This is a genomic window from Phenylobacterium sp. FG114 (assembly GCF_057809855.1).
Genome location: NZ_JBMDKU010000006.1, coordinates 122,714 through 135,391, shown reverse-complemented (window position 1 = coordinate 135,391; position 12,678 = coordinate 122,714). Strand labels below are relative to the sequence as shown.

The 12,678-nt window shown below is 70.2% G+C and carries 11 protein-coding genes; 8 read left to right on the top strand and 3 right to left on the bottom strand.

Going from position 1 to position 12,678, the window contains the following annotated elements; translation table 11 throughout:
• Window positions 1–83 precede the first annotated feature (83 nt).
• The gene (locus ACODSY_RS12050; protein WP_488951989.1) at window positions 84–2,180 is read left to right on the top strand and encodes a lytic transglycosylase domain-containing protein; all 2,097 of its coding nucleotides are present in this window, start codon (window positions 84–86) and stop codon (window positions 2,178–2,180) included.
• Between the two features lie 10 nt (window positions 2,181–2,190).
• Here ACODSY_RS12050 and ACODSY_RS12045 read toward each other — a convergent pair whose 3' ends face one another.
• Together ACODSY_RS12045 and ACODSY_RS12040 are read right to left on the bottom strand one after the other, a co-directional pair.
• Window positions 2,191–2,562, bottom strand: coding sequence for a hypothetical protein (locus tag ACODSY_RS12045; RefSeq protein ID WP_488951988.1), 372 nt, complete (start codon window positions 2,560–2,562; stop codon window positions 2,191–2,193).
• Between the two features lie 47 nt (window positions 2,563–2,609).
• A complete protein-coding gene (locus ACODSY_RS12040) occupies window positions 2,610–3,245 on the bottom strand; it encodes a TetR/AcrR family transcriptional regulator (protein WP_488951987.1) in 636 nt (211 codons plus the stop codon).
• Window positions 3,246–3,366: 121 nt separating this feature from the next.
• Here ACODSY_RS12040 and ACODSY_RS12035 point away from each other — a divergent pair, with 121 nt between their 5' ends.
• The 3 genes from ACODSY_RS12035 (at window position 3,367) to ACODSY_RS12025 (ending at window position 5,592) form a co-directional block, all read left to right on the top strand.
• Window positions 3,367–4,275, top strand: a complete 909-nt coding sequence (locus ACODSY_RS12035) for a class I SAM-dependent methyltransferase (protein WP_488952193.1) — start codon at window positions 3,367–3,369, stop codon at window positions 4,273–4,275.
• The gene (locus ACODSY_RS12030) at window positions 4,272–5,063 is read left to right on the top strand and encodes a TrmH family RNA methyltransferase (protein WP_488951986.1); all 792 of its coding nucleotides are present in this window, start codon (window positions 4,272–4,274) and stop codon (window positions 5,061–5,063) included. The genes ACODSY_RS12035 and ACODSY_RS12030 overlap by 4 nt, the downstream gene beginning before the upstream one ends.
• 61 nt (window positions 5,064–5,124) lie before the next feature.
• Window positions 5,125–5,592, top strand: a complete 468-nt coding sequence (locus ACODSY_RS12025; RefSeq protein ID WP_488951985.1) for a carboxymuconolactone decarboxylase family protein — start codon at window positions 5,125–5,127, stop codon at window positions 5,590–5,592.
• Between the two features lie 3 nt (window positions 5,593–5,595).
• On the opposite strand, the gene hrpB is transcribed toward ACODSY_RS12025, so the two are convergent.
• Window positions 5,596–8,025 (bottom strand): ATP-dependent helicase HrpB, encoded by a 2,430-nt coding sequence (gene hrpB / locus ACODSY_RS12020; RefSeq protein WP_488951984.1) that lies wholly within the window; start codon window positions 8,023–8,025, stop codon window positions 5,596–5,598.
• 139 nt (window positions 8,026–8,164) lie between these two features.
• On the opposite strand from hrpB, the gene ACODSY_RS12015 reads away from it, so the two are divergent.
• The 4 genes from ACODSY_RS12015 to ACODSY_RS12000 all read left to right on the top strand — a co-directional run bounded on the left by ACODSY_RS12015 (window position 8,165) and on the right by ACODSY_RS12000 (window position 12,623).
• The gene (locus tag ACODSY_RS12015) at window positions 8,165–9,691 is read left to right on the top strand and encodes an amino acid permease (protein WP_488951983.1); all 1,527 of its coding nucleotides are present in this window, start codon (window positions 8,165–8,167) and stop codon (window positions 9,689–9,691) included.
• Between the two features lie 72 nt (window positions 9,692–9,763).
• A complete protein-coding gene (locus tag ACODSY_RS12010) occupies window positions 9,764–10,441 on the top strand; it encodes an MBL fold metallo-hydrolase (RefSeq protein ID WP_488951982.1) in 678 nt (225 codons plus the stop codon).
• 78 nt (window positions 10,442–10,519) lie between these two features.
• Window positions 10,520–11,257 (top strand): response regulator, encoded by a 738-nt coding sequence (locus ACODSY_RS12005; protein WP_488951981.1) that lies wholly within the window; start codon window positions 10,520–10,522, stop codon window positions 11,255–11,257.
• A 25-nt stretch (window positions 11,258–11,282) separates the two neighbouring features.
• Window positions 11,283–12,623, top strand: coding sequence for a sensor histidine kinase (locus ACODSY_RS12000; RefSeq protein WP_488951980.1), 1,341 nt, complete (start codon window positions 11,283–11,285; stop codon window positions 12,621–12,623).
• The last annotated feature ends 55 nt before the right edge of the window (window positions 12,624–12,678 follow it).

Here is a 12,678-nt window from a genome sequence, read left to right as displayed (position 1 = left end):
TTCAGAATTGGCGGACAATATGTTGCCGTGGGCTTAGCCCGCAATGTCGATTCCGTGCATTCCCCAAGTCGGGGGGGAGACCTTTGGATATAAGAGTTCGTAACGCCCTTCTCGTCGGCTGCGCGGCGCTCGCCGCGACGGCGGTCGCCCACGCGCAAACGCTGGATCCCATCGGCGACCTGCTTGGCGGCGCCAAGGCCGAATTGCCGGCCGCCCCGCAGCCCTATGCGACGGTGCGCCAGACCGTGTCGCGCCCCCTCAGCGCCAGTGATGAGAGCGTGTTCGCCCAGGGGTTGGCCGCGGCGAAGCGAGGCGACATCTCCGGCGCCAAGAACGCGATCGCCAGCCTTTCGGATCCCGTCGCCCGCAAGCTCGTCACCTGGGCGATGGTCGACGTGAACTCCACCTCCCTCGGCTTCTACGACCTTGACGCGGCGCGCCGCGACCTCAACGACTTCCCTCGCGGCGCGCGGCGCCAGCAGGCCGCCGAGCGCGTCCTGGAGACCTCGGGCAAGACGCCCAGCGAAATCGTCGCCTGGTTCGGCGGCCAGGAACCGCAGAGCGCGCCGGGGGCCATGGCGCTGGCGTCGGCCTACCGCAGCCTGGGCCGCCAGGCCGAGGCCGCCGACCTGATCCGTCGCTGGTGGCGCGACAAGCCCTTCGAGGCGGACGTCCAGCGCACCATGCTCACCCGGTTCGGCGATGTCCTGACGCCGGACGACCATGTGCGGCGCGCCGACATCCTGCTGTACGGCGCCCAGGGGCCCGCCGCGCGCGACGTGGTGGCCCTGCTGCCGGCCGACAAGCAACCCGCGGCGCTGGCGCGCATCGCCCTGCGCGGCAATGTCGATTCGAGCTTCAACAGCCTGACGCCCGCGGACCAGGCGAGCCCCGGCGTGGCGTTCGAGCGCGCGAGCTATCTGCGCCGCAAGGGCCAGGACGCCTCGGCCGTCGCGGCCCTGTCGACCGGCGCCACCGACGGCGTCACCTCGGACGCGGCCGACCGCGTTTGGGACGAGCGCTACCGCCTCACTCTCTCGGCGATCCGCAGCGGCGACTGGCGCGGCGCCTATCGCGCGGCCGCGAACACGGGACTCAACAGCGGCGCGGACGCGACGGAGGCCGAGTTCTACGCCGGCTGGATCGCGCTCAACCACCTGAACGAGCCGGCGACGGCGGCCCGCCACTTCGCGGCCATCGAGCGTATCGGATCCTCGCCGATCACCCGGGCGCGCGCGTTTTACTGGATGGGCCGCGCGGCCGAGGCGCAGGGCGATCGCACGGCCGCCGAAAACTACTATTCGAGCGGCGCCGAGCACGTGACCACCTTCTACGGCCAACTCGCGGCCGAGAAGCTGGGGATGAAGCTGGTGCTGCCGGCCGATCCCGTTCCGACCGACGCCGACCGGGCGCGGTTCGAAGGCCGCGACGTCGTCCAGGCCATGCGGATGCTGGCCGACCAGAACCAGCGCGACCTGTTCAGGGTCTTCGCCCTGCATATCGACGACATCGTGCCGAGCCGCGTGGACGCGGCCCTGCTGATCGACGCCGTGCGCGGCTACGGCGACCAAGACACCTCGATGAAGGCGGCGCGGGGCGCGGCCCAGCGGGGCCTGATCCTGACCGAGCGGGCCTACCCCTATCGCACGCCGCCCTCGGTGGCCGGCGCGCCCGAACCCGCGCTGGTGCTGGGCATCACGCGCCAGGAGAGCGGCTTCGACCCGGCGGTTCGTTCGGGCGCCGACGCGCGCGGCATGATGCAGCTGCTGCCGTCGACGGCGGCCATCGTGGCGCGGCGGATGGGCGTGAGCTACTCGGCCTCGATGCTCTACGAGCCGGACTACAACATGCGTCTCGGCTCGAGCTACCTGGGCTCGATCGTGAACCAGTTCTCCGGGTCGTACATCATGGCCGCCGCGGGCTACAACGCCGGCCCCGGGCGTCCGGCGTCCTGGGTCAATCTGTGCGGCGACCCGCGCGGAGCCTCGACCGACCCGCTCGACTTCATCGAGTGCATCCCCTTCTCCGAGACGCGCAACTACGTGATGCGAGTCATGGAGAACATGCAGGTCTACCGGGCCAAGCTGAACGGCGGCGCCGCGCCGATCACGCTTTCCAGCGATCTGCGCCGCGGCGGCTACAGCTACGCGCCCCAGTCGGTGGTCGCGAGCACGCCGTGATCCTTAGCGCTCAGGCGGCGGCGGGCCTCGTTCGGAACCAGGCCGCCACGTAGAGGACGAACAGGACAAGGTCCGGACTCGCCACCACGGGCACGCTCAGCGGTATCCGCCCTTGGGCGTAGAGGATCCAGCACGCGCCGCCGAAGATCAGCTTCCCGGCGGCGCCGATCAGCATGAAAGGCCGGAAGCGAGCCGGGTCGCGACCGATGACCAGGTAGCCGACCTGCCACGCGATCGTGGACGCAAGGAAGCCGTAGTAGCTGTCCGGGTGCGTAAAGGGCTGGGTCTGGGCCGCGATCGCGTGCTCGAGAAAGAACATCGGGCCGATGATCAGCAGGCCCCAGACGCCCCCGATCGTGAACACCCACTTGGCAAACCGCATCCCGCCCTCCCCAGTCTATGGGCAGAGCTTAGGCGCGAGGCGGCGCGTCAGTCGATAACCAGCCCGTGCAACAGTCCGTCCAGCGTGACCTGCATCAGCTCCTCGGCGCCAACGAAGTCGAAGGTGGGCCGCACGATCAGCAGGGCGACGACGCCGTGGCAGGCCATCCACAGCGCCTGGGCGGCCGAGTCGGCGCCGCCCGTGCGCAAGCGACCGGCGGCGGCCACTTCGCGCACGACGCCGGCGAATGCCTCGTAGCAGTCGTGGCTGAGGTCGGACGTGCGTGCGGGCGTGTCGTCGGCCGACGCCACCTGCGGCGCGCAATAGACCAGCTGGTAGGCGTTGGGATGCTCGAGCCCCCAGCGCATGTAGGAGTCCAGCATCATGCGGGTGCGGACCACCGGGTCCAGCGGACGGGCCGCCAGCTCGGTATTGCGCTGGAGCAGCTGGCTCAGGGTGGCATCCACGATCTCGCGCAGGATGCAGGCCTTGTCCTGGAAGTGCATGTAGAGCGCCGTGGACGACACGCCCACCTCGTCGGCGATCTTGCGGATCGTCGCGCCCTCGTAGCCCTCGGCCACGAAGATGCGCTCGGCGGCGTCCAGGATCTCGGCGCGCCGGAGATGCCCGTCGCCCTTGGCCTTGCGCGCGGTCTTCCGCGTCGCGGTCGCCGTCGTACTCATACGTCTCCCCATACTCCCCGCCGCCAGCGGACCCCAAAATGGGTGGTGTGACAAGTGTTTGTCACCGGGCTGGACGCCGGCCCGCGTCTCCGCGTAAGGGGCGCCCATGAGCCCGCCGCAGATCGCCCCCACGGTGGCCGCCGAATCGGAGGTGATGCGCACCACCGGATGGGCGGACTACGCCCTGCTGGATTCGGGCGGCGGACGGAAGCTGGAACAATACGGACCCTACAAGGTCGTGCGGCCCGAGCCTCAGTGCCTATGGACGCCAAGGCTGCCGGCGAGCGCGTGGGAGGCCGCGGACGCCGTCTTCGACCCCAGCGACGAGGAGGACGCCGGACGCTGGCGGTTCAAGGGCAAGCCGGTGGAGAGTTGGCCGCTGGGCTGGGGCGACGTGAAGTTCCACGGGCGGTTCACGGCCTTCCGCCACCTGGCCTTCTTCCCGGAGCAGGCGGCGAACTGGGGTTGGCTGGATGCGAAGCTGCGCGGCGGGGGCGGAGAACAGCCGCGCGTGCTGAACCTGTTCGGCTACACCGGCGTGGCCAGCCTGGTGATGGCCGCGGCCGGCGCGGCGGTGACCCATGTGGACGCGTCGAAGAAGGCGGTGGCCTGGGCGCGTGAAAACGCCGAGCTGTCGGGCCTGTCGGACCGACCGATCCGCTGGATCGTCGAGGACGCCAAGAAGTACGTGGCGCGCGAGGTGCGCCGCGGCTCGAAGTACGAGGGCATCATCCTGGATCCGCCGAAGTACGGGCGCGGACCGGACGGACAGGTGTGGCGGCTGTTCGAGGATCTGCCTGAACTTGCGGCCCAATGTGCCGAACTTCTTTCGGAAAACGCGAAATTCTTGGTGCTGAACGCCTACGCCGAGCGCATCTCCGGCGCGGCCTTGGCCGGACTGCTGGCCGAGAAGCTCGACGGTCGCGGCGGGCGGATCGAATGGGGCGAGCTGGCGCTCATGGAACAGCGCGGCGACCGTGCCATCGGCATGAGCTTCTACGCCCGTTGGGCGTCCATGGGGTCGGCATGAGCGCGCGGACGATCAGCTCGCTGCAGAACCCCACGGTGAAGGCTGTCCGGGCGCTGCACATGCGCAAGGAACGCGACGAGACGGGGTTGTTCGTCGCCGAGGGGCTGAAGAACGTCATCGAGGGGATCGACACCGGCCACGCGCCGAAGATCCTGATGCACGGGCCCGACGCGGCCAGCCATCCGATGATGCAGAAGGCCGTGCAGGCGACCCTGGCGGCGCGCGGCGAGGTGATCGAGGTGACTCACGACATCCTGGCGAAGGTCTCGCGGCGCGAGAACCCGCAGGCGGTGGTGGGCGTGTTCCCGCAGGCGTTCGTGAGCCTCTCCGAGGTGAAGCCCGGCGTGGCGCAGTGCGTGGTGGCGCTGCACAGGGTGCGCGACCCTGGCAACCTGGGGACCATCGTGCGAACGGCCGACAGCGCCGGCTGCGGCGCTGTGGTGCTGGTAGGCGAGTGCTGCGACCCCTATTCGGTCGAGGCCGTCCGGGCGACCATGGGCTCCATCTTCGCCGTGCCGCTGGCCAAGGCGACCGAAGACGAGTTCGCGGCCTGGCGGGCGGGCTGGACCGGCTCGGTGGTGGGCACCCTGCTCTCGGCCACCGTCACACACAGCGAGGCCAGCTACACGAAGCCGGCGGTCGTGCTGATGGGCAACGAGCAGCAGGGCCTGACGCCGGACATGGCCGCCCTCTGCGACGTCAACGTGAAGATCCCCATGCGTGGTCGCGCCGACAGCCTGAACCTGTCGGTGGCGACGGGGATCATGATCTACGCCGCGACCGCCTGACGGTATGTCACAGAGCGTCCTCCTCCTCCGTCCTAGGGGCAGAGCAAAGGAGAACCTCCCCATGACGACCCGACTGAACGCCTTCGCCATCGCCCCCGAGGGCATCAAGAAGATGGCCGAGCTCGAAGACATCCTGCGCAATTCCGGACTGGAATACAGCCTGTACGAGCTGGTGAAGATGCGCGCCTCGCAGATCAACGGCTGCGCCTTCTGCCTGCACATGCACTCGAAGGACGCCCGCGCCGCCGGCGAGACCGAGGAGCGGCTTTACCTGCTGAACGCCTGGCGCGAATCCAGCCTTTACACCCCCCGTGAGCGGGCCGCGCTGGCCTGGACCGAAGCCCTGACCCTGGTGGCCAAGACCGCCGCGCCGGACGCCGACTACGACGGTCTGAAGAACTATTTCAGTGAGATCGAGATCGTGAATCTCACCCTGCTTATCGGACTGATCAACAGCTGGAACCGCCTGGCCGTGGGCCTGCGCAGCCAGCACCCCAAGACCTGGAGCGCCGAGAGGGCGGCGGCTTAGGGCCTATGTCCCCCTCGGCTTCGCCCGCGCGGTGGGCGCTGCCGAGGCGGGATCGTCGGGCCAGACGTGCTTGGGATAGCGGCCACGCATGTCGGAGCGCACGTCCTTCCACGAGCCCTTCCAGAAGCCCGGCAGGTCCTTCGTGGTCTGGATCGGGCGGTGGGCCGGAGAGAGCAGCGACAGCGTGAGCGGGACGCCCGCCACGGTCGGATGCTCGCCCAGGCCGAACACCTCCTGCACCCGTACGTCGACGCGTGGACCGGCCTCGGCGGCGTAGTCGATGGCGAAGCTGTTGCCGGTCGGCGCCGTCCAGCGTGCGGGCGCCTTGGCCTCCAGGCGGCGCTGCTGGTCCCACGGGATCAGGGTGCGCAGCGCGCCGTCGAGCACGTCCGGTTTCAGGGCGTTGAGCCCCCTTAGGCCGTGAAGCACCGGCGTGAGCCAGTCTTCCAACCGGTCCAGCAGCGCGGCGTCCGACAGGTCGGGCCAGGCTGCGTCGCGGGCATGGAGGAAGCCGGCGCGCTCGCGGAGGCTGGCGGCCGCCTCGCCCCAGGGCAGGATCTTCAGGCCCTCGCGGCGGACGCGGTCGGCGAGGGCGCGGGCGATCAGGGCCAGGTCGGGGTTCTCGTCGATCTCCTCGCGGATCGTCAGGCGGCCGAGGCGGGTCAGCCGCTTGGCGCGCAGGCGCCCGCCGCCGCTCTCGTCCAGGCGTTCCTCGACCTCGAACTGATCCTTGAAGGCCGCGAGCTCGGCCGGCTCCAGCGGCGCGGCGAGCAGGATGCGGTCGCGGCGGTCGCCGCCGCCCAGCTCGGCGATGGCCAGCCAGGGTTCGCGGGCAAGCGCGTCGGTGGGCTCCACGAAGGCGCCGCGGCCGGTGACAAGCTGGAACTCCCCCTGCCCGCCCCGCGCCTTGGCCACGCGCTCGGGATAGGCGAAGGCCAGCAGCAGGCCGTCGGAGAGCGGTTCGCCACGGCCAGGCTTGCCGGAGAGGGACGCCCAACGGTCGGCGAGCGCCTTGGCGTCGCGGGCGCGCGGGCTGCGGTCGCGTTCCAGGCCGTCCAGGCGGTGGCGCAGGTCGGCGTCGCGGCCGCCCAGTCCGCGCTCGGCGATCAGCGCCGCGATGCGCGCGGCGCGCGGCGCCTGGCCGGTCTCGGCCGCCTTCAGCACCATGTGGGCGAGGCGCGGCGCGAGCGGGAACTCGGCCAGGGCGCGGCCGTGGGCGGTGAGCACGCCCTCGGCGTCGAGCGCCTCCAGGCGGCGAAGCAGGGCCCGGGCCTCGGCGAAGGCGGCGGCGGGCGGCGGATCAAGGAAAGCCAGCTCGGCCGCGTCCTTCGCGCCCCAGCGGGCCAGGACCAGGGCCAGGCCAGACAGGTCCGCGTCGAGGATCTCGGGGTCGGCATAGGCCGGCAGGGCGCGGGTTTCGGCCTCGTCCCACAGGCGGTAGCAGGCGCCGGGCTCGGTACGGCCGGCGCGGCCTCGCCGCTGGTCGGCGGCGGCCCTGGAGACTCGGACGGTGGCCAGGCGCATCAGGCCGCTGGCGGGATCGAAGCGCGGCACGCGGGCCAGGCCGCAGTCGATCACGACCCGGACGCCCTGGATGGTCAGGCTGGTCTCGGCGATGGAGGTGGCCAGCACGACCTTTCGCTGGCCTTGAGGCGCGGGCTCGATGGCGCGGTCCTGGTCGCGCGGATCGAGGGCGCCGTAGAGCGGGGCGACCTCGACGTTGGGTCGCGCGCGCTCGGCCAGCCGCTCGGCAGTGCGCAGGATCTCGCCCTGTCCGGGCAGGAACACCAGTAGGCTGCCGGTCTCTTCCGCCAGCGCCCGTTCGACGGCGCGGACGGCTTGGTCCTCCAGCCGCAGGCGATCGTCGCGGCCGAGGTAGCGCGTCTCCACCGGGAACATCCGGCCCAGGCTCTCGACCACCGGGGCGTCATCGAGCAGGCGCGCGACCGCCGCGCCGTCCAAGGTGGCGGACATGACCAGGATGCGCAGGTCGTCGCGCAGCAGGCGTTGCGCGTCGCGGGCCAGGGCGAGGCCCAGATCGGCGTCGAGGCTGCGCTCGTGGAACTCGTCGAAGATCACGCAGGCCACGCCCGCCAGCTCGGGATCGGCCAGCACCATGCGGGTGAAGACGCCCTCGGTGATCACCTCGACACGGGTGGCGGCCGAGACGCGCGACTGCATGCGCACGCGGTAGCCCACCGTCTGGCCGACATGCTCTCCAAGCGTCTTGGCCATGCGCTCGGCCGCGGCGCGGGCGGCGAGCCTGCGGGGCTCCAGCACGATGATCTTGCCGTCCCCGCGCCAAGCCTCCCCCAGCAGCTCCAGGGGCACGACCGTGGTCTTGCCCGCGCCCGGCGGCGCCACCAGGACGGCGACGTTGCGCGCGGCGAGCGCGGCCTTCAGGTCAGGCAGGGCCTCGTGGATGGGCAGCATTCGCCCGGCTCTAGCCTGTTGTCAGGGCATGTGAAAACCGGTTCGGGGGTTGGCGCTTGACCACAGCCGCGCACCCGGCCACGGTCGCGCCAAATTTTACCCGGCGGCCGGGGGGCCGCTCTTCGGAGGAATTCCATACATGTGGCGTGTTAAGCCGCTCGACGCGATCCTGGCGACCGCGGAAAAGAAATCGCTGCACCGCTCTCTGGGGCCATTCCAGCTGACCATGCTGGGCATCGGGGCCATCATCGGCACCGGGATCTTCGTGTTGACCGCGGAAGCCGCACAGAAGGCCGGGCCGGGGATGATCCTGGCCTTCATCATCGCGGGCTTCGTCTGCGCCGTCGCGGCGCTGTGCTACGCCGAGATGGCGGCCATGGTGCCGGTCTCCGGCTCCGCCTACACCTACAGCTACGCCGTGATGGGCGAGCTGCTGGCCTGGATGGTGGGCTGGGCGCTGATCCTGGAATATGCGGTGGCGGCCGGCGCCGTCTCGGTGGGCTGGTCCGGCTATGTCGTCGGCCTGCTCGAGAACGCGCTCTCCATCGACATACCTGACCTCCTGGTGCGGGGGCCGTTCGACGGCGGGATGGTCAACCTCCCCGCCATGGCCATCGCCCTGGTGGTGACGGCGCTGCTGGTGATCGGCACGCGGGAGTCCGCCACGGTCAACGCCTTCCTGGTCGCCATCAAGGTGGCGGCGCTCCTCCTCTTCATCGTTCTGGCCGTCCCGGTCATCAAGATGGAGAACTTCGATCCCTTCATGCCGCTCGGCTTCGCCGGCGTCTCGGCGGCGGCGGCCTCGATCTTCTTCGCCTACGTCGGCTTCGACGCGGTTTCGACAGCGGCCGAGGAGACAAAGAACCCGCAGCGCAACATGCCCATCGGCCTGATCGGCTCGTTGGGCGTCTGCACCATCTTCTACATCCTGGTCGCCTCGGGCGTGATCGGCACGGTGGGGGCCCAGCCGATCCTGGGCGCCGACGGCGCCGGCCTGCGCCCGGGCAGCCCCGAGCTCAGCGCCGCCTGCGCCAGCCTGACCGAGAGCCAGGTGGTGTGCTCGAAGGAGGCTCTGGCCTGGACCCTGCGCTCCATCGGCTGGCCGCAGATCGGCAACCTGATCGGCCTCGCCGCCGGCCTGGCCCTGCCCTCGGTCATCCTGATGATGATGTTCGGTCAGACCCGCATCTTCTTCGTGATGAGCCGCGACGGCCTGCTGCCGCCGGTGCTCTCCAAAGTGCACCCGAAGTTCAAGACGCCGCACGTGATCACGATCATCACCGGCGTGTTCGTGGCCCTGTTCGCTGCCTTCTTCCCGGTGGGCATCCTGGCGGACATCTCGAACTCGGGAACGCTGTTCGCCTTCGCCATGGTGGCCATCGCCGTCTTGGTGCTGCGCCGCACGGACCCCAACCGCGCCCGGCCGTTCCGCACCCCGGCCGTGATGATCACGGCGCCCCTGGCGGCGGTCGGCTGCGTCTATCTGTTCGTGAGCCTGCCGCACGAAACCCAGCTGATGTTCGTCGGTTGGGCGGTCGTCGGGCTGATCGTCTACTTCCTCTACGGCTACCGGAAGAGCCACGTGGCCCACGGTTCGCCCGAGACGCACGAGCTGGACGCGGACGCCCCGCCGACGCCCGTGCCGCCCATGCCGGGCGCGGAATAGAAGCGACGGAAAGGCCCGGGATCGCTCCCGGGCCTTTTCTTATGGCGCGCGACCCCCGATCATAGGGGAGACATGAACGCCCCTGCCCCGCCCTTACCCATCCGCGCGATGATCGCGCCGGTGACCCCGCTTCAGCAGAACTGCACGATCGTGTGGTGCACGAAGAGCAACAAGGCCGCGATCATCGATCCGGGCGGCGAGGTCGGCAAGCTGATGGGCGCGCTCGAGGAGCACGGCCTCACGCTCGAGAAAATCTGGATCACCCACGGCCACCTGGACCACGCGGGCGGCACCGCGGCGATCAAGGAGCTGACCGGCGTGCCGATCGAGGGTCCGCATCCCGACGACCAGTTCTGGATCGACGACATCGGCGCCAGCGGCGCCAAGTGGGGCATGCCCGAAGCGCGCAGCTTCACCCCGGACCGCTGGCTGCACGACGGCGACCGAGTGTCGCTGGGCGAGACCGAATTCGAGGTCATCCACTGCCCCGGCCACACCCCGGGCCACGTGGTGTTCTTCCACCGCCAGGCGCGGTTCGCCCAGGTGGGCGACGTGCTGTTCCAGGGCTCCATCGGACGCACCGATTTTCCGAGGGGCAACTACAAGGACCTGATCGACGCGATCACGGGCAAGCTCTGGCCGCTGGGCGACGACGTGCGCTTCGTGCCGGGGCATGGGCCGATGTCGAGCTTCGGCCAGGAGCGCAAGACCAACCCGTTCGTGGCTGACGACGTCCTGGCCGATCCATGAGCCCCGCCGCCACCTTTGGGACATTCGGGTTTCAAGTGAGACATTTGCACGTTACCGCCGGCGACCAAGCTGGCGTCCATGGAGCTTGCGACTGACATGGCCGGGGCCGGCGCCCGAATCCTCATGGTCGACGACGATCCGGGCATCCGCGATGTGGTGTCCGATTTCCTCGGCAAGCATGGCTACAAGGTCGAGACGGCGGCCGACGCCACCGAGATGGAGCGCGTGCTGGAGCGCGGCCCCGTCGACCTGATCGTGCTGGACATCATGATGCCGGGCGAGGACGGCCTGGCCGTCTGCCGCCGCCTGACCACCACCGAGACCGCGCCGCCGATCATCATGCTGTCGGCCATGGGCGAGGACACCGACCGGATCGTGGGGCTGGAGCTGGGCGCCGACGACTACCTGGCCAAGCCGTGCAATCCGCGGGAGCTGCTGGCGCGCGTGCGCGCGGTGCTGCGCCGTTCGGAACAGCGGGCGGCGGGCGGCGCGCTGGGCGCGGGCTGCGAATTCGCCGGCTGGCGGCTGGACCTCGTGCGGCGCGAGCTGCGCTCGCCCGCCGGCGTGGTAGTGAACCTGAGCTCGGGCGAGTTCTCCCTCCTGCGCGCGTTCGTCGAGCGGCCGCAGCGCGTGTTGACCCGCGACCAGCTACTGGAGTTCGCCCGCGGTCCGGACAGCGACGCCTTCGACCGCGCGATCGACGTGCAGATCAGCCGTCTTCGGAGGAAGTTGGATGATGGCGGTGGGGGCCACGACCTGATCCGCACCATCCGCAACGAGGGCTATATGTTCACGGCCAAGGTGAAACGGGCGTGACGCCCCTCGGCAAGGTAGGACGGGCGTGAAGTCGTTCGGCCGGCCCACGGCGCCGCTGCTGGTCCAGCTGCTGACGCTGACCGGTCTCACGCTGGTGGCCGCCTGGGTGATGAGCACCCTGCTGCTCTTCCTGCTGCCGCCGCCGGCGCCGGACTTCTATCGCATCTCGGAGATCGAGCAGACCTTCCACGGCCAGGCCCCCGCTTTCACCGAGCGCAAACCCCTGGTCCTGTCCATGCGCGACGACCCGCCCAGCCCCGTGCTGGAGGGCAAGAACATCCCGGTCATCCGGGACAAGATCGCTGAAAACCTCGGCGTCGCCTCGTCCGAGGTCGTGATCGCCGGGGAGCGCGGACCGCTTTCGGACCGCCGGGTGGGCCGGATCATCCGCGACCGCGTGGCGCGGGCGGGCATGAGCGAGGAGGAGCACTTCCTGATCTCGCCCTTCCAGGTGGGCGTGCGCCGGGCGGATGGCCGCTGGCAGATGGTGCACCCCGAGGTGGGTTTCGGCCTGTCCGACTGGCAGCAGCGCGTGGCGATCTGGTTCGCCATGTCGGCCCTAGCCATGTCGCCGGTGGCGTGGATCTACGCGCGGCGGCTGTCGCGCCCGATCCAGGTGTTCGCCGACGCCGCCGAGCGGCTGGGCCGCGACCCGAAGGCGCCGCCCCTGGAGGTGAAGGGACCCGCCGAGGTGGCCACGGCCGCACGCGCCTTCAACGAGATGCAGCAGCGGTTGAGCCGCTATGTCGAGGACCGCACGGCCATGGTGGGCGCCATCGCCCACGACCTGCGCACGCCGCTGACCCGCCTGCGCTTCCGCATCGAGGCCCTGCCCGAGGACCAGAAGGCGAAGTACGCCTCCGACCTGGACCAGATGGAGGAGATGATCACGGCGACCCTGGCCTTCGTCCGCGACGCCACCAAACCCGGCGAGCGCACGCCGCTGGAGTTGTCCTCGCTGGTCGAGAGCCTGTGCGACGAGATGGCGGAGACGGGCGCCAACACCGAGGCCGAGGTCAGCGAGAAGGTGGTGCTGGAGGGCGACCCGATGGCGCTGCGCCGCCTGATCGCCAACCTGCTTGAGAACGCCGTGAAGTTCGGGGGCCAGGCGCGGGCGCGGGTATTCCAGCGCGACGGCCATGCCGTGGTCGAGATCGACGACGACGGGCCCGGCATCCCCGAGAAGGACGCCGAGAAGGTGTTCGAGCCGTTCTACCGCCGCGAGCCCTCGCGCAGCCGCCAGACCGGCGGGATCGGCCTGGGCCTGGCCGTTGTCCGTTCCATCGCTCGCGGCCACGGCGGCGACGTGAGCCTGATCAACCGCACGGGCGGCGGCCTGACGGCGCGGGTGCAACTTCCGCTGTAGCGGTTTGTCTGCTTTGCGGCGCGTGCAGGCGCAAGACGACACGAAAGTGAAATCC